The 18463-nt window shown below is 34.9% G+C and carries 12 protein-coding genes; 6 read left to right on the forward strand and 6 right to left on the reverse strand.

All coding sequences use genetic code 11. The annotated features are described in order from the left end of the window. Nucleotides 1-111: 111 nt before the first annotated feature. Both K6119_RS03695 and K6119_RS03700 read right to left on the reverse strand, forming a co-directional pair. A complete protein-coding gene (locus tag K6119_RS03695; RefSeq protein WP_221835471.1) occupies nucleotides 112-939 on the reverse strand; it encodes a hypothetical protein in 828 nt (275 codons plus the stop codon). Nucleotides 940-998: 59 nt separating this feature from the next. After that, entirely contained in the window at nucleotides 999-3269 is a 2271-nt protein-coding gene (locus K6119_RS03700; RefSeq protein WP_221835472.1) for an aconitate hydratase, read from the reverse strand. 109 nt (nucleotides 3270-3378) lie between these two features. On the opposite strand from K6119_RS03700, the gene K6119_RS03705 reads away from it, so the two are divergent. Together K6119_RS03705 and K6119_RS03710 are read left to right on the forward strand one after the other, a co-directional pair. Further along, nucleotides 3379-3807, forward strand: a complete 429-nt coding sequence (locus tag K6119_RS03705; protein ID WP_221835473.1) for a PaaI family thioesterase — start codon at nucleotides 3379-3381, stop codon at nucleotides 3805-3807. Between the two features lie 3 nt (nucleotides 3808-3810). Continuing rightward, complete coding sequence (locus K6119_RS03710; protein ID WP_221835475.1) at nucleotides 3811-4998, forward strand: hypothetical protein; 1188 nt, start codon at nucleotides 3811-3813, stop codon at nucleotides 4996-4998. A gap of 4 nt (nucleotides 4999-5002) precedes the next feature. On the opposite strand, the gene K6119_RS03715 is transcribed toward K6119_RS03710, so the two are convergent. Then, entirely contained in the window at nucleotides 5003-5662 is a 660-nt protein-coding gene (locus K6119_RS03715; protein ID WP_221835477.1) for a hypothetical protein, read from the reverse strand. A gap of 314 nt (nucleotides 5663-5976) precedes the next feature. Next, nucleotides 5977-6684, reverse strand: coding sequence for an SDR family oxidoreductase (locus K6119_RS03720; RefSeq protein ID WP_221835480.1), 708 nt, complete (start codon nucleotides 6682-6684; stop codon nucleotides 5977-5979). Nucleotides 6685-6876: 192 nt separating this feature from the next. On the opposite strand from K6119_RS03720, the gene K6119_RS03725 reads away from it, so the two are divergent. From K6119_RS03725 to K6119_RS03740, 4 genes are all read left to right on the forward strand, one after another. Continuing rightward, nucleotides 6877-9285 carry an alpha-ketoacid dehydrogenase subunit alpha/beta gene (locus K6119_RS03725; protein ID WP_221835483.1) on the forward strand — a complete coding sequence of 803 codons (2409 nt, stop codon included), beginning with the start codon at nucleotides 6877-6879 and terminating at the stop codon, nucleotides 9283-9285. After that, entirely contained in the window at nucleotides 9285-9962 is a 678-nt protein-coding gene (locus K6119_RS03730) for a hypothetical protein (protein WP_221835484.1), read from the forward strand. The genes K6119_RS03725 and K6119_RS03730 overlap by 1 nt, the downstream gene beginning before the upstream one ends. 36 nt (nucleotides 9963-9998) lie before the next feature. Further along, the gene (locus tag K6119_RS03735; RefSeq protein ID WP_221835486.1) at nucleotides 9999-10940 is read left to right on the forward strand and encodes a hypothetical protein; all 942 of its coding nucleotides are present in this window, start codon (nucleotides 9999-10001) and stop codon (nucleotides 10938-10940) included. A 117-nt stretch (nucleotides 10941-11057) separates the two neighbouring features. Beyond that, nucleotides 11058-12395, forward strand: a complete 1338-nt coding sequence (locus K6119_RS03740) for a T9SS type A sorting domain-containing protein (protein WP_221835488.1) — start codon at nucleotides 11058-11060, stop codon at nucleotides 12393-12395. A gap of 46 nt (nucleotides 12396-12441) precedes the next feature. Here the strand turns inward: K6119_RS03740 and K6119_RS03745 are convergent, their stop codons facing one another. Further along, on the reverse strand, nucleotides 12442-13908 hold the full coding sequence (locus K6119_RS03745) for an acetyl-CoA carboxylase biotin carboxylase subunit (protein ID WP_221835490.1): 1467 nt from the start codon (nucleotides 13906-13908) through the stop codon (nucleotides 12442-12444). A 9-nt stretch (nucleotides 13909-13917) separates the two neighbouring features. Further along, entirely contained in the window at nucleotides 13918-18387 is a 4470-nt protein-coding gene (locus K6119_RS03750; protein ID WP_221835492.1) for a translocation/assembly module TamB domain-containing protein, read from the reverse strand. Between the last annotated feature and the right edge of the window lie 76 nt (nucleotides 18388-18463).

Genomic DNA, 18463 nt, shown 5'->3' on the forward strand with positions numbered 1-18463 from the left:
TCTGTAACATAAATATCCGAAGAATTTTGGAAAAGGTTACATTAATTTCTACTAAACTAAGAAAAGATTAGACAAAAATATCAATTCTTGAGACGATCAAATTAAAACGGTTTACGACTGTTTTTGATGGAAATCGAACAATCTTTGAACTGGACTTTCAATACATTGTTCCAACTCCAAATTATTACTCATTGATAACGTGCGAATTACACTATAAAATCCCGTTCCTAAACTTCCAATGATTGAAAAATTGTTGGTATTAAATTCCTTAGTCAAAGGGATCACATCCTGATCAAAAAAATCTTGAAAATATTTTTTTACAATTGAAATAATTGCTTCATCTTTCATCTCAGGAACAAATTTTGTCACGGAAGCAATAAAGTGTAAATCCTTTTCTTGATAAATTTTAGCAACTATTTGATCTTTTGAAGTTCCTAAAATTTCTTCTAATGTCATTTGGGTTGTTTCTTCCAGGTCACCATTTAACCAGGCGGCTAAAACTCTTTTACCCAATTCTAATCCTCCTCCTAAATCATCTACTAAAAAGCCATATCCTCCTCTTCTTTTTACAATTCTTTGCCCATTATAATAAGCAGCCAATCCACCTGTACCCATTATACATATTATTCCCGGAGACATTTTAAATGCGGCTCTGGCAGCTCCTAAAATATCATCACACACTTTGAGCTTACTTTGCTCATGGAACTTAAAGATCTCCCTTACAATGGATTTATTTTTATCGCTTTCCAAACCGCTTCCATAGAAATAGACATCAACATCATCTATTAGTTTAACACCTTCTTGAACAGCAATTTCAAATGCACCATTATCTCTGTTAGGATTAAAACCCGGCAATTTTGTTTCTGTCTTCTCACCATTTATATATGACAAAAAATCAGTTTTGGTGGCACCTGCTTCAAATAGATAAAAATTCTTCATATAGGGACAAAAAAAAGATCCCAAACTACTACAGTCTGGGATCCATTATTGAGATATTATTATGCTTCTTGCTGTTGCTTAATCAAGTTTAAAGCAGAACCAGCTCTGAACCATTCAATTTGCGCTTCATTATATGTATGATTCAATTGGATAGTATCTTTTGATCCATCTGCATGAACAACTTCTAAGTGCAATGGTTTACCTTCTGAGAAGTCAACCAAATCAACAAAGTTGAATGTATCATCTTCTTTGATTTTGTCATAATCACTTTCATTAGCAAAAGTCAATCCTAACATTCCTTGTTTTTTCAAGTTAGTTTCATGGATTCTTGCAAATGATTTTACGATTACCGCTCTAACACCTAAATGTCTTGGCTCCATTGCTGCGTGCTCTCTTGAAGATCCTTCACCATAGTTATGATCTCCAATAACAATTGAAGGAACACCAGCTGCTTTGTATGCTCTAGCTGTAGCAGGAACTTCTCCATACTCTCCAGTCAATTGATTTTTCACCTTGTTAGACTCCATGTTAAATGCATTTGTAGCACCAATTAACATGTTGTTTGAGATGTTATCCAAATGTCCTCTGTACTTCAACCATGGACCAGCCATAGAGATGTGGTCAGTTGTACATTTACCATGTGCTTTAATCAACAATTTAGCACCAGTGATATTTTGACCATCCCAAGGTTTAAAAGGAGTTAACAACTGTAATCTATCCGAAGTAGGACTTACGACTACATTAATTCCACTTCCGTCTGCTGCTGGAGCTTGATATCCGTTATCATCTACCGCAAAACCTTTAGCAGGCAATTCAATTCCTGAAGGATCTGAAAGTTTTACTTCCTGTCCATCTTTATTTATTAAAGTATCAGTTAATGGATTAAAATCTAATTTACCTGCAATTGCTACTGCTGCAACCATCTCTGGTGATGTAACAAAAGCCATTGTATTTGGATTTCCATCAGCTCTCTTTTTAAAGTTTCTGTTAAACGAGTGAACTATAGAGTTCTTTTCTTGTTTATCAGCTCCATCTCTATCCCACTGTCCAATACAAGGTCCACAAGCATTGGTAAAGATTCTGATGTTTTCTGCTCTTCCAAAGATGTCAAATAATCCATCTCTTTCTGCAGTGAATCTAACTTGTTCAGATCCCGGATTGATACCCAATTCTGATTTTACTTCTAATCCTTTATCAGTAGCATCTTTAATGATTGATGCAGCTCTTGTTAAATCCTCATATGAAGAGTTAGTACAAGATCCAATCAAAGCCCACTCAATTTCAGTTGGCCAATCATTTTTAGCAGCTGCAGCTTTCATATCGTGAACTGAAGTTGCTAAATCCGGAGTAAAAGGTCCGTTTAAGTGAGGTTGTAATGTATTTAAATCAATTTCGATTACCTCATCAAAATATTTTTCTGGATTTGCGTATACTTCAGCATCTCCAGTTAAGTGCTCAGCAACTTGATCCGCAGCTTCTACAACATCAGCTCTTCCTGTAGCTTTTAAATATCTTCTCATTGAATCATCATATCCAAATGTTGAAGTTGTAGCTCCAATTTCAGCTCCCATGTTACAGATAGTTCCTTTACCTGTACAAGATAAAGACTCTGCTCCTTCTCCAAAATATTCAACAATTGCTCCTGTTCCACCTTTTACAGTAAGAATTCCAGCAACTTTTAAGATTACATCTTTAGGTGCAGTCCAACCACTTAATTTACCAGTTAACTTAACACCAATCAATTTAGGAAACTTTAATTCCCAAGCCATTCCGGCCATTACATCAACAGCATCTGCTCCACCAACACCAATTGCTACCATTCCCAAACCGCCGGCATTTACAGTGTGAGAATCCGTACCAATCATCATTCCTCCAGGGAAAGCATAATTCTCCAATACCACCTGGTGAATGATACCTGCTCCCGGTTTCCAGAATCCAATTCCGTATTTGTTACAAACTGAACTTAAAAAGTCAAAAACTTCACCATTAGTGTGTTTTGATCTTTCCAAATCTTCTTTAGCTCCATCTTTTGCAAGAATAAGGTGATCTGCGTGTGCTGTTGAAGGCACAGCTACTTTATCTTTTCCTGCTTGCATAAATTGCAACAAAGCCATTTGAGCAGTCGCATCTTGCATAGCAACACGATCCGGCTTAAAATCAACATAAGATTTTCCTCTTTCAAAAGCTTCAGTTAAAGGATTATCCCATAAATGAGCATAGAGAATTTTCTCTGCTAATGTCAATGGTTTGTTTACAATTTCTCTGGTTTTGGCGATACGCTCTGGATATTTGGCGTATACCTCTTTAATCATTTCAATGTCGAATGCCATATTTTGGTAAATTAAGTTAGACTTATAGGCCTACGAATTTAGTCATTTTAAAACCTATTTTAAAAAATCCTGGGTACTTTTAAGCTTAACTGAATCAAATAATTGATTAATGAAGCATTTTGACAGACTATTAAAGATGTATGAACTGGCTCCAATCCATGAATTTTACAAGGGAATTCACATGGAGTTAGCAGATAAAAAAGCAAGCATTACATTACCGGTAGATAAAAGATATTTTCATGCAGGCATGTCTGCACACGGTTCAGTTTACTTTAAATTATTAGATGATGCAGCTTATTTTGCCTGTCAAACAGTTGTAGAAGACTACTTTATTGTAACCACTTCATTCAGTATTAATTTATTGCGACCCATCACTTCAGGAATAATAAAAGCTGAAGGAGAATTGGATTTTATGAGTAAACAGATGTTTACTGCCAGTTCAAAATTATTTGACGAAAAAGGAAGATTGGTTGGAACCGGACAAGGAAGCTTCTTGAAAAGTGCATTACCTATTCAGCATGTTGAAGGCTATTCATAGATAATGAAGAAATCTACAAGAAATTCAGCTATTGCACTCATCCTATTTGTAGGGGTGATGATTTTTTTGTTTGTGGGTAACAATGTTTTAAAAAAAGACAAAAGAGACACCCTGGAACGTATTTGGTTCATTGAGACAACACAATCAGATTATGTATTACTAATATCAAATGAAGAAAGAAAAGTAGGTAAATTTTTCAAAGATTTCATTCATATATCACTGCTTAACATAGATAATGGTGAGATTATTTCTACTTATGAAATTGAGAGTGATAGCTGGGATCATTTTGAAGTTTTATTCTACAATGACAATCAACTATGGTTTAGCTTCAATAATGAATTCTCTTGTCTGCAGATTCCTGAATTAACAGACTTATATGACCATGAATCTGTCAAAGTAAAATTGTTGGATGCTCATCCTGAAATAAAAGATATCTATAAACTTGACTGGGACTTTAGTAATGATAAATTTCATGTAGAAAATAGCCAAGCAGAAAATTTTTATTACTCCCCCGCAGAGTTTATGACTAATGAAAATGTAGGCCAATACAATTCACTGGATTACTATCAACAGTTTGGAACTTCTGCATTTTATGAGAGTATTGAAAAATCAAAACCAAAAGGAATAGAAATCACCGTAGAGAATTTTTCAGATCAAAGAAAAGAAGCAATTCTTCCCTCAATGACCTTAGAAGAAAAACTAAATGTAAAAGATGATTTTGCAAAGAATTATACTGTTATCACCAGAGACACTACATGCTTACTATTAGATGAGAGCAAACGGAGAATAATAAAAAAGTTGATTGCCTCAGACACAGCCTTGATATGGAAAGAACTACAAGAAGATAGTATTTGGTTAAATGGTGAGTTTTTAAGACCAATTAAAGATATTGGAGAAATCCCTAGAAATAGAAATGTGATTCATATTGATAAAATGGTTTTTGTTTTCAGCCACACCTCAATAGATGCAGATAAAGACCAACCCAGGCTAACCGCTATTAATTATGATTCAGATGAAATAATTTGGGAAAATCAAATTTATAAAGAGGGTATTGATCAAACCTATCATCCATCTAGGAATATCATTTACAAAAACTATATCATAACTGTTTGGGAATCAGACAATCACCTGTTCTATGTGACATCAATCAATCCAGCTAATGGTAAACTAAATTGGAAATTTGAAGGCTGACCTTTTAGTAAAACCAGTTAACTGAAATAGCTGAACACTTATAATCTTGAGATTTATAAAAAATGAAACTCACGGATTTACTAAAATCTTCGGCATCATACATTATTGTTTTAATGACGTCTTGTTTTAATTCAGTTTCATTTGATTTTCTTGGTTCACCCATTTTCTCAATCACTTCTTTTTCGGTCATTCCTAACCATTGCGCATCACATTCCGGAATATTATATCTTGTAACGACACTGTCAATATCTGATTGAAAATAAGGTTCAATACCCGTCACTTCAAGGTAAATAATTTCAACTCTGGCAGTTTTGGCACTGGTCCATACAGAAATAGGTGCTCCAGGCACTTCTCTGTAATACATCACAAAATTCATTGAGTCATTCATATAAGTAGCACCATTTGTATTTCCTAAAATGCTATCCAATGCAAATTCAGAGGCACCATAAGGAATCCCCAGAAAGTTATCCCAATCTTCTATTGAAGTTTTGTCACAAGTATCTACACTAAATGGAATGATATCTTTAAATATGAGTGTATCATCCTGATGATCTGCATGATCTTCATTAACTAACTCTATTGTATCACTTTCAATGGGTTCTCCTTCTTCTCCACACGAAAACAAAGCCAGCACTGAGGCCATTAGCGATATTAAAATTGACATGCGCATTATTTATTTAAAGAATGTTAATTGTTATTGTTTCGGCTAATATACAGCAAACGGTTACTAAATGAAAGTCGTTACATATAATAACAGTTCAACTGCAATTTACTACCGATTAATCAAAAACCGGTCCGATTTAAAAGAACTGAACGTTTCGGCATGCAAATTGTATTTAACTTAAGTAGAAACAAAAAAAATAATTGCCATGCTATCTATACCATTAACAAAACAAACAAAGGGAAGTAAATTAAGTATCGATAAAAACTTATTGAACTTAGGAGGTAAAGTTTTATTAACTGAATTGATTAAAAATCCTAAAAAGGGTTAGTCGCAAAAACTGATACTTCCGGAATATATCCCCTTCTGTCCATTTTAAGGGCAGCTATTAAAACGTCGGCTATTTCTTGAGGACGCAATTTGTTCTCAGCCAATTCCTTTTCAACACGGTCTTCCTGACCAAATGCCGTTGGTACTTCACTAGGATTTATGCTTATTACTCTTACATTAAAAGGACGCAGTTCTGCAGCCCAACTTTGGGACATTGAGCGCAAGGCAAATTTAGATGAAGAGTAAATTGAACCTGTAGCATATCCTTTCATTGCTGCAGTAGATGCAATATTTACTATATCACCATACTTTTGCTTTTTAAACAAAGGAGTAACTTTTGAAGCCAGCATGGCTGCTCCAAATACATTCACTTCATAAACCTCCCTCATTTTTTCTCTACTCAATTCTTCAATAGGCGTTCTTACACCTATCCCGGCATTATTGATAATTCCGTCAATTTTCCCAAACTTATTTAAGGTAAAGTCAATTAATTTATCAATGTCTTCATCACTTGTCATATCTGCATGAAACCAAAGGCAATTTGAACCAAGCGAAGAAGCAACATCTTTTAGTTTTTCCAGATCTCTACCTGTAATTACCACATTGGACAAATTCATTACCAATTCATGCGCAAAGGCTTTACCTAAGCCTGAGCTTCCTCCTGTAACTATGTACACTTTTTCTGCTATATCCATGTTTAATTGACTGTTTGTAAGCGTAGAGACCAAAGTTAAGTAAACGGTAATTTATATTCTTATTAATTCTTGAGATAATTCGAAAAAGCTTAAAATACAATGAAGTACTGATTTTTTTATGTTTGAAATTGCCTTTTTGACAAGCTTTCAGCTAAAATATTGCTATCTTTATCCACTTAAATTCAATCATAAATGGCCGAACAAGAAGAAGTTTTGAACGCAACCGATAAAAAATATATCACTGAAGTTTTAGAAGATTATAAATTGGCAAGAATTTCACGCGAAGCTTCATTGATGGGAAGAAGAGAAGTTTTAGGTGGAAAAGCCAAGTTTGGAATATTTGGAGACGGAAAAGAATTGGCTCAAATCGCTATGGCGAAACAATTCAAGAATGGAGATTTTAGATCAGGATATTATCGTGATCAAACATTTATGATGGCTATTGGAGCCTTGACAGTAAAAGAATATTTTGCTGCGCTATATGCTCACACTGATCCTGAAAAGGAACCGGCATCTGCAGGAAGACAAATGGGTGGACATTACTCTACTCGTAGTTTAAATCCTGATGGAAGCTGGAAAAATTTAATGGAACAAAAAAACAGTTCTGCTGATATTTCGCCTACTGCGGGTCAAATGCCAAGATTGGTTGGACTTGCTTTGGCTTCTAAAGTTTACCGTCAAAACAAAGACCTTCACAAAATGACCAACTTCACCAATAAGGGTAATGAAGTGGCTTTTGGAACGATTGGTGACGCCAGTACTTCAGAAGGCCCTTTTTGGGAATCTATCAATGCAGCAGGAGTTTTACAAATACCATTTGCCATCTCTATTTGGGATGATGGTTACGGAATATCTGTTCCTAAAAAATATCAAACAACAAAAGGTAGTATTTCAGAAGCTTTGTCAGGAATGCAGAGATCTAAAAAATCTACCGGTTATGAAATATTTAAAACCAAAGGATGGGACTATGCACATCTATGCGAAACATATGAGAAAGCTATCAAATTATGTAGAGATGAGCATGTACCTGTTATGATTCACGTTGAAGAAGTGAACCAACCTCAAGGTCACTCTACTTCAGGATCTCACGAAAGATACAAGTCTGAAGAAAGACTACAGTGGGAAACTGACATGGATTGTATTGAAAAATTCCGTGAATTCATTCTTGATGCTGAAATAGCAACCGCAGAAGAATTAGAAAATATTGACAAAGAGGCAAAAAAACATGTTAGAGATCAAAAAGGTGAGGCATGGAAAGAGTTTAACGCCTTAATCAGTGATGATTTAAACAAGGCTGTTGAATTAATGAATGCAATGGCTAAAGGATCAGCTAACGCAGTGTTCATAGAGAAAGTAGCTAAAGATTTGAAGGACACAATGGGTCCTATCAAAAGAGACATTTTCGCAGCCACTTACAAAGCATTGCGATACATGCGTGGAGAAGAAAGTCCGGCTAAAACTCAAATGATTGCCTGGCTAAAAGATAAAGAAGCAGAGAACTGGGATATGTACTCATCTTATCTTCATTCAGAATCTGAAAGTTGCGCTTTAAATATTGAAGGTGTTGCTCCGGTTTATGAAGGAGATGAATTAACAGATGGAAGAATTATCCTAAGAGACAATTTTGATAAAGTATTTGAGAGCAGACCTGAAGTATTAACATTTGGTGAAGATGTTGGGAAAATTGGAGGAGTAAACCAAAGTATGGAGGGAATGCAAGAGAAATTTGGTGAACTACGCGTTAGTGATACCGGAATTAGAGAATGCACCATCATTGGACAAGGAATTGGAATGGCCATGAGAGGATTACGTCCAATTGCTGAAATTCAATATTTGGATTACTTGTTATACGCAATTCAAATATTGAGTGATGACCTTGCAACAGTTCAATACAGAACTAAAGGTGGTCAAAAAGCACCGCTTATTATCAGAACAAGAGGTCACCGTTTAGAAGGTATCTGGCATTCAGGATCTCCAATGGGAATGATCATTAACGCCTTGAGAGGAATGTATGTTTGTGTTCCTAGAAATATGACAAAAGCAGCTGGTATGTACAATACTTTATTGGCATCAGATGAACCTGCTTTGGTTGTAGAGTGCTTAAATGGATACCGTAAAAAGGAAAAAGTTCCTGCAAACTACGGAGAATTCATGGAGCCTTTAGGTAAAGTAGAGGTGGTAAAAGAAGGTACAGATGTTACTGTTGTTTCATACGGATCAACTTTTGCTATTTGTGAAGAAGTTGCACAATCATTAGAAGAAGTAGGTGTATCAGTTGAATTAATAGATGTACAAACATTAATTCCTTTTGATTTAGACCATGACATTGTTAAGTCTATTGCCAAGACAAATAAATTGGTAATTGTAGATGAAGATGTTTCAAGTGGTGCCACTGCATATATGCTAGATCAAATTATGGTTAAGCAAGAAGCTTATTATCATTTAGATTCAAAACCTGTTACGATTTCTGCAAGAGATCACAGACCGGCTTATGGAACTGATGGTGATTACTTTTCAAAACCAAACTTTGAAAGTATTTTCAATGGCATTTACAATGTAATGTCAGAGGTGGATCCTCAGCAGTATCCTAGGATAATGTAATGAGAATTCGGCTTTATGTAATTTCAATATTGACATTTTCTTTAAGTTGTTCTACAAATAACAACAAGGAATTCGAGGTTGAAAGACATAGCATTTTAAAAGATTCCATAGTTCAAAAAAAACGAATTCCTGAGATTCATAAACTTGAGGAGTTAAAAAGACTTTTTTCATCAGAAGATTATACCTATACCTTAGATAGGGATTTACAAGAATTTCTGGAGCTTGACCAGTACACCCCATTAAAGACTCCATTGTACACATTTAAGTATATTTTATGTTCTGATTACAGCATATTTGTAAGCAACAAACAACTTCTAAATTCCAGTAAAAACGATTATTTTGATATTTATCTATCAGTTGTAAATAATAAAGGATTGTTATTAGGAAGTAGAATATTAAATGTTACCAATGATGAACTTAATATTGACACATTGAACGCAAACATACTCAAAGTATATAATCAATATTCAGAATCATATTGGAACGGAGAAATAAAAGAAAATCTGGATGAAAATTTTGAATCAACTGTTTACTTTTATATTGACTCTACACAATTTGTAGAGATTAATGAATTATCCTCACATTCTTCAGATAGCATTTATAAAGAATTGGTATTGAGTGATTCTAATTTACTGTTAACCGATTCCATTTTATTTCAGACATTAAAGAGCAATTAGAATTAATTTCTATTTTGGCTCCATAAACCAAAACTTATGGAATCAATTTTAGATCACAATCAAAAAAGGAACACCTTTTATTATCAACCTTCCGGAAAATCTGATATTACTTCAGTATTCTTCTTTGTAGGTTTATGCCTGTTAATCATACCATTTGCTTTTATTTATTCATTAGCTATTTGGTACATTCCTTTTCCTTATATCAACTATTTTATCACGGCAGGATTTGGTTTGCTAGTTGGATTAGGAGTCAATTACCTTGTTTTAAAATTTGGTAAAGTTCGAAACGTAAAGACCTCTATTTTATACGCTTCACTTGCAGGCATTTTTGCATGGTACGCACAATGGGCATTTTATGCTGACTTTCTATTGCATACAACGAATTACGTAGGCAATTCTACATTTGGAATGGCTGTTACAAGTCCTAACTTGCTAAGAGGTATAGGACAGATTTTTAGACCGGGTGAGATTTTCACCATAATGGGTGTACTCTATACTTATGGCAGTTGGGGAATTTTTGGCATTACTTTCACCGGACTTCCTTTAGCATTAATTTGGATAGGTGAATTGGGGATTATAATAGCAACATCCATTTCGCTTGTCACCAAAACTTCTAAAAAACCATTTTGCGAATTCACTAACAAATGGTTTAAAGAACAAAAAATTGGACCTTTTGAGTATATCTATGACAAACCGGCTTTTCGCAACAAGCTTGAGCAAGGAGACACTGATTCATTTGATGAATTAGTTTACACCAAAAATGATGGTAAAAATCATGTGCTTTTCAATCTTTTTCAATCTCCACAAGGTGAAAATTATCTTGCTGTAACTAACATAAGAGTATCCATAAATAATGGGAGGATGAAAAAAAGTGAAGAGCAATTTGTTCCTCCTATCTCTATAAATGATAGGATGATTGAAATGCTGATGAATAAAACTGATGGATCTGCAGAATCGGTAGCAAAAGTTCGGATATAGGCAATTTTACCTTCCTAATACTAAGTCTTATTAACCGAATACTAATCAAAGTCTTAATATTCTAGGGTTTAGCATTTTTTAGTTTAATTTCTTACCTTGAAAAAAACAATTAAGAGTATGAAGAAAACTTTACTATCTGTTTCGGCTTGTTTTTTAACCTTGTTAGGAACAGCCCAAACACAATTATTTTTTGAAGATTTTGAAGGAGGAGCCGGTGGCTTTTCTTTAAATACAGCAGACCAGGGAGGAGTTGTTGGAACCGGAGGTGACAATATGTGGGTAGTTAATAGCTCCTATGCAGGAGGTACAATTACTTCTTCAATTTGTTTAGCCGGTAATACTGTGCCAATTGGAACAACACCTTCTCAACCGGGAGGAATTAGCTCGGCAAATGGAGGTTACCTGCATATTTTAAGCCAGGAAGCTTTTGCAGATGGTGGAGTTCTAAACGCTAACTATGCTTTAGCTGATAACGCTTTGTGCTTTTTTCCGGCCAGCAATTTTGTCAAAATGACAGCAGACATTAGTACCACTTCATATACAAATGTTACCTTAAGTTTTTGGTGGCTTAATCAAGCTAGTCAATTTGCTACAGGACAACTTTATTATAGTACAGATGGAGGTACTACATGGACTCAAAAAACAGGGACTAATTACTACGGACAAGGAACCTGGGTTCAACAAACATTAACTGATGCAGCATGGGATAATCAGGCAAGTTTGCGATTTGGAATTAGATTCAATAATGCAACAGATGCAGGATTTTCAGGATCAGATCCTGCATTAAGTATTGATGATTTTGAAATTGTAGGTACAGCTGGAACCCCATGTTCAAACACAACGAGTTCAATTACAGAAACAGCTTGTTTTACATATACAGTTCCTTCAGGTGATGAAACTTATTCAACTGCCGGAACAATGACAGTTATGGATACCATTCCTAACATTGGTGGATGTGATAGTATCATCACCATTGCATTGACGATTAATGATGTAGATACGAGTGTAACTGCTGGGGTGAACTCATTAACAGCTAACTCAAATTTAGGCACATTTCAGTGGTTAGATTGTGGAAACAGTTATGCGGTAGTTAACGGAGCAACTTCAAACATTTACAACGGTAGCACAGGAAATTTTGCCGTTGAAGTAACTGCAAATGGTTGTGTTGACACATCAAGTTGTTATGCATTAACTTTAAGTTTTGACGAATATGAATTAGGAGGTTTGAATATTTATCCAAATCCAAACAATGGAAGCTTTGCCATTGATTTAACAGCCTTTAATCAAAATCAATTATTGACAATTACAGACATGAAAGGAGCAACCATCTATACTGAAACTGTAAGTTCAGGAACTGTTGCCCAATACAACTTAAACCTGGAGTCAGGTGTTTATCTAATTAATCTAATGGATGCGGAAGGCATTATTAGAAGAGGTAGACTTGTGATTGAATAAAATTATTCTTCAAGTATATGGAATAGGTCATTGAGAAATCAGTGACCTATTTTCTTTTTTGCCATGCTGAAAAATGCTGATCTTCTTGAACCGGAATTGCTTGTTGCTTGATTTCTTTCAATACTTCATAAGCTAATTCACCTACCTCAGCAGGTAACTCTACTCTCAACATTTCTGGCTTATAGTAGTCTCCAACGAAGTTAATTGTAAAGTTTCCATTTCTGAACTCTTCATGATCCACTGCAAAATGACAGAATCCTAAAGTTGTACTAAAACCAATAATTTCATATTCATCTATGGCTTTTAACAATCTTTCAATTGCTTCATCTCTATCTTTACCGTGAACAATCAGTTTAGCAATCATTGGATCATAAGTCAAAGGAATTTTCATTCCTTCAGTATAACCATCATCAACCCTAACTCCCAATCCTTTTGGCTTTGTATATTTCACAATCTTACCTAAATCAGGTAAAAAGTCATTTTCCGGATCTTCTGCGTAAACTCTAATTTCAATTGAATGCCCATTGAGTCCAACATCTTCTTGCTTAAGTGATAACTCTTCACCTCTAGCAACTTGAATTTGAAGTTCAACTAAATCTAATCCTGTAATTTGTTCAGTAACCGGATGCTCTACTTGCAAACGTGTATTCATTTCCAGGAAATAAAAATTCTTGTCCTTGTCCAACAAAAACTCTACAGTACCTACTCCTTCATAATTACAAGATTTGGCAACATTAACGGCAGCCTCACCAATTTTGGCTCTTAAAGCCGCATCAACTACTGGAGATGGAGCTTCTTCAACTACTTTTTGATGTCTTCTTTGAATAGAACATTCTCTTTCATTCAAATGAATCACATTACCATGAGCATCTGCCAAAACTTGGATTTCAATATGCTTAGGCTGTTGTACAAATTTCTCAATAAATACCGCTCCATTTCCAAATGAAGAAACTGCTTCTGAAACTGCACGATCAAATTGTTCCTCAAATAAATCTTCACTTTCAACCACTCTCATTCCTTTACCTCCACCACCGGCTGAAGCTTTGATCAATATAGGGTATCCAATACCTGCTGCAATTTTTTTAGCTTCTGCGATATCTGTAATTGCTTCATCAGTACCAGGAACCATTGGCACATCAAAAGCTTTAACAGCCTGTTTTGCATCCAATTTATCTCCCATTACTTTGATTGCCTCAATAGAAGGTCCTATGAATTTGATTCCGGCTTTATCAACTTTTTCAGCAAAAATTGCATTTTCAGACAAGAATCCATATCCAGGATGAATCCCTTCAGTATTAGTAGTTATAGCAACCTCAAGAATTTTATCCATGTTTAAGTAACTTTCTGAAGGAGTTGCTTCACCAATGCAAAATGCTTCATCAGCAAATTTCACAAATGGAGCATCTTCATCCACATCAGAATAAACAGCTACTGTTTGGATATTCATCCTTTTAAGAGTTTTCATTATTCTTAAGGCAATCTCGCCTCTATTAGCTACTAATACTTTTTTCATGTTGCAAATTTAATTAGTTCCGGTAGAATCTGTTTCAATTGGTGGAACCTTTACTCGTCTTCCTGTATTTCCACTTTTCACATCTACCCTATTTTCTTTCTTTCTGAATATGTTTAAGAATGTCTGTAACAACTTAAATTGTTTAGTTGTATGGAATGTCTCCTGGTAGTGTAAAGAGACTCCTTGCGTATATTTTCCAGACTCTGCAGAAGCTGACGTATTAGACTCGTTAAAGAAATTCATAGTAAAGGTACCGTCGTCGTTCAATCTGTATTCTACATTTACATCTCCAACAAAATCTCCAGAACCTTCAGAACCATCATTATTGGCAACACCTACAGCAGTAGAAATTGTAATTTGGTCAGTAATTTTAGTTTCAAAACCTATAGTTTTAGATTCATCTGAAATACCCGCTTGAATATTATAATTCTCCGACATCCCACTTAGTAGTGCATTTACTTGAGATTCTAATAATGCCATGGCGTTATTTCCCCCTGTTGTTCCGTAACGCGGAATAAAAGATTTGAAAAGCAACAATGAAAAGAACTGTTTATTCAATTCATCTCCATCTGCACGTACTTCCATCAAAGCTGTTTCACCTAACTGATCCGTATTAGGAGCCAAAATATCAAACTCCAGCTTAGGGCTCATCAATGTATGTTTCATTCTAAGTTCTCCTAGTACTAATTCCTTTCCTCTATTTGCGCCTGTTTCAGGAGGAATAATTGGCTGAAGAGATGTATTTCTTTCAAATTGTGCTGCCAGATTAATGTTGGCATCTTCAGAATTTCCTGTCCAACTGACAGTTCCACCCTCTTTAAGTTTGAATGTTTCATCAACCACTTGCTTGATGCGCATATCATATCTTCCGTTCTTGATGACATATTCCCCAAACATTTTCATATCTCCAAAATCATCAATATTGATGGCTAGATGCCCAACACCTCTTGAAACTATTTGGTCTTCTAAAACTGGGTCAAAAACTATCTTAACTTGAGCTGCTCTGGTAACATCAAACTCCATATTCATGGTTAAACCATAACGTTTAACATTTTGAAGATCTTCATTGCTATTCTGTTTTAAACTATCCGGCTTGAAATAGTCTTCATCAAAAATGATGAATGAATTTTCGGATAATTCACCACTACCATACATTGGAAGAACTAGATCTGTCCCTTCCTTGGTTTTAACATTCACCTCAATTTCTGTTTGGTCTCCAAAACCAGAAATAGCTACATAACCAGATACATATGCCTTACCATAATAATAATCTCCTTCTTTGTAATAAGTATTCATGGCCAGGAATTTATCTGACAATCCAGGAACGTCCATGTCTAAATTCACATTATAAACCCAATCTGCCCAATCGTAGTGGTAAATTTGAAGTTGTGCATCTGCTTTGTTACCTTCTTGATCCAACACCCTTAAGTGATCAGCAATAATTTCTCCATCACTGAATTTGATTTTTCCTCCTGCTCCAAAAAATACATTGAACATTGGCACTTTTACTCTTGCATTTACAACATCCAATGCTCCGGTAATTATTGGATTATCAAGTTCACCTTTGATTAGAAGTTTACCATCAAGCATTCCTTGAATGTTGGTGTACAATTCAGGATCTTCAAACGCACTTAAGAAACTAATGTCTGTTTGGGTAAAATTGGCTGTGATATCAATATTCTCTTTTTCTCTATCTAAAAAGTAGTTTCCTTTAAATGTGAATGTTCTTGCCTTGTTTCTTCTCAAGTCTCCGTTTAAAGCAATACTCTTGATCTCATTATTATACCTGGCCGTTAAGGCAACTTCTCCAACTTCGTATTCATTTAATGCAAAACCATCAATACTAGACTGGGCTTCCATTTTAACATCTTCATACAAACCGGCTATTCTACCCTGAAGATTGAGTATTCCGTCAAGAATCACCACATCACCAATAATATCATTCAAATCGGCCAGGTTAAAATCATGCACCTGAAAATTCAACCACTCATTCGGATTTTGAGAAATAGTTCCATCCAAGCCAACGTATTGACTGCCATGGGAGATCTTCATTCCTCTAATGGCAATTTCTTTTTCATGCACCAACACCTCTGACTGACGCTCTACATCATACTTATGTCCTTTTAAATAAAAGAATGAAGGTCTGAATGCCGTTAAAATACTTTGATCTTCTAAAATACTAGTTTCAAAAGCGAACAATGCAGGTTCAGATTTATCTATTCCTTCCCAGGCAAATAGATTAGTTGATTTATTGTCCTGAATATATGACTCAAGAGACATATCTGATACAGCAAAGCTATCTGTCACTTGCACGTAATCTGCCATGTACGCTAAATTCACCTTTTCACTGTACATGTGATTCTCAATTTTTACTTCTTTGAATTTAATTCCTTGATAACCTAGTTCATAAGCATTAACATCTAAAATAAAACTCTTGTCTGCATAATTGTATTCAGATTTTACTTCAGTGTTCTCCCCTATGAAAATATTTTCATCTACAAACTTCATCAAAGGATTGACATTTTTAAGATTGACGGACAGTTCATAATGCTCATTATAATCCTTCATTTCAGTTTTGTAGTCAACCTTTATCAAATTGGACATTACGTAAGAAAATTGCTCCACCACCGCATGTCCAACATCATTTAAGTCATACTTACCATACAAATCGAAATCTATGTAAGGTGATCGCAGTTTTATTGTATCATTTTCTTCATTTCTACTCACATCTAGCGTCAGCTTATCCATTTGCAATGCCACCTTCCCATCATTGTAATTAAAATCATCTAACTCTAGTTTACCGTAGAACTTATTGATATCAGTTCCGGTAATATCAACCTTAATTTTAGAAACTAACTGTTGGTGTATCTCTTTGTTTTTACCCGTCAATTCATCTAAAGCAGCACTATCAATTCGTACATCAAATTGAAAATGCATTTGCCCTTTTAAGTCTACCGAACCGTCATACAATAAGGCCAGATGATCATCATCTACCGTTATTTGACCTACAAATTTGTTATTGGTAAAATGACCATTCTTAACATAGATCCCTGAGTATTCATATCCATAAATACCTACTTGATGAAGATCTCCGTCAAATTCTACGTCTAGATTCTTTTCATTGAAACCTCTTCCTTTTAAATGGATGGTACCACTAACCATATCCAAAATATCTGTTCCGGATATAGCCCCCATGTTTAAATTCTCTACAATGATGTTTCCTTTTTCATCATTTTCAGAACTAGAGTAGTAATAAAGATCATCTATCATTTTAAATTTCAAACCTCTATCTAAATCTACATTTCCTATACCGGATGTAAGTTTACCGTCAACAACAAAATCGGTAATATATCCAATCATACTACCATCTGTTAATTCAACCACATCCGCGGCAGCATATTGATTCAATGTTTTCTCCAAAGTCTTTATGCCTGATGCATCTAAAATTCGATCAAGCCTCATTTTTCTAATGTCACTAATTGAGGTTCTGAATAATGCTATGTTTTCCTGAAATAGCGTACTATTAATGTCTCCAAGTTTTGGTATAATGAATGATCCTTTGATTTTAGTAGTATCCAACAAATCAAGATCCAATTCTTTAATATTCATTCCTGAAACCGCGCCTGAAGTGGTCAATTGATTGATATCTATTCTACCTTCCATTCCCCAGATATCATGAACGAAGTATGATAAATCCTGAATGTATAACACTGATTTTTTAAACTTGGAATTGATTTGAACTTTATTGACAAAATCGCCCCAATCTTCTCCTCCATTAGGCGTTTTAAATTGTAAATATTCTGCGGCTAGATAAGTACGATTTAATCCAATTTTCAGATTATTTAAGGTGACACCTTTACTATTGAATTTTACATCCGTGTATAAATTGCTCAAAGTCAATCCTGAACTGCCAATAAACTCTAAGTCGTCTAAGGTGACCCCAATGTCTTCACCAAAAAGTTCAAAATTTGAGAAACCTCCAGACAAGTGCATTAAATCGATATGGCTAAAATCCATACCTTTTGTAGAATCTGCATTTTGATCATCAAAGACAAAGTGCATATCATTTAAATTAAAAGATTCAACCTTTACTTTGAATTTTGAACTGGTGGTATCTTCACTATCAGATTCAAAATAATCAACAATGTGCTGAAAATTTAAGGTAGAATCACCTTCATACACTTTCATATGAATATGTCCCTCATCTAGGGTAGCATTAGAAATATCAACAAATTCATCTCTTAAGCTCCAATCAGCAATATCAATATGGATCGCTTTTGTGTAAAGGAAGGTGTCTTTTTTTATGTCTTCAAGATAAACTCCTTTTATATCGGCCTGATCAAAAAGATTAATATCAACCTCTTCAATGTAAACTTTCGTCCCAAATTCTTTTGAATAATAAGCACTTGCTTGTTGAGCCAACCAGGTTTGAAACCAGGATGTTCTTATCGCTAATACCAGGAAAATCAACACAAACATGATTAGCTCTGCTAAAACATATATGACATTTGATGTCCAAAGTAGTATTTTGCGTAGTTTTGAGATCTCGAAATAT

Source organism: Paracrocinitomix mangrovi, assembly GCF_019740355.2.
Classification (GTDB): domain Bacteria; phylum Bacteroidota; class Bacteroidia; order Flavobacteriales_D; family Crocinitomicaceae; genus Paracrocinitomix; species Paracrocinitomix mangrovi.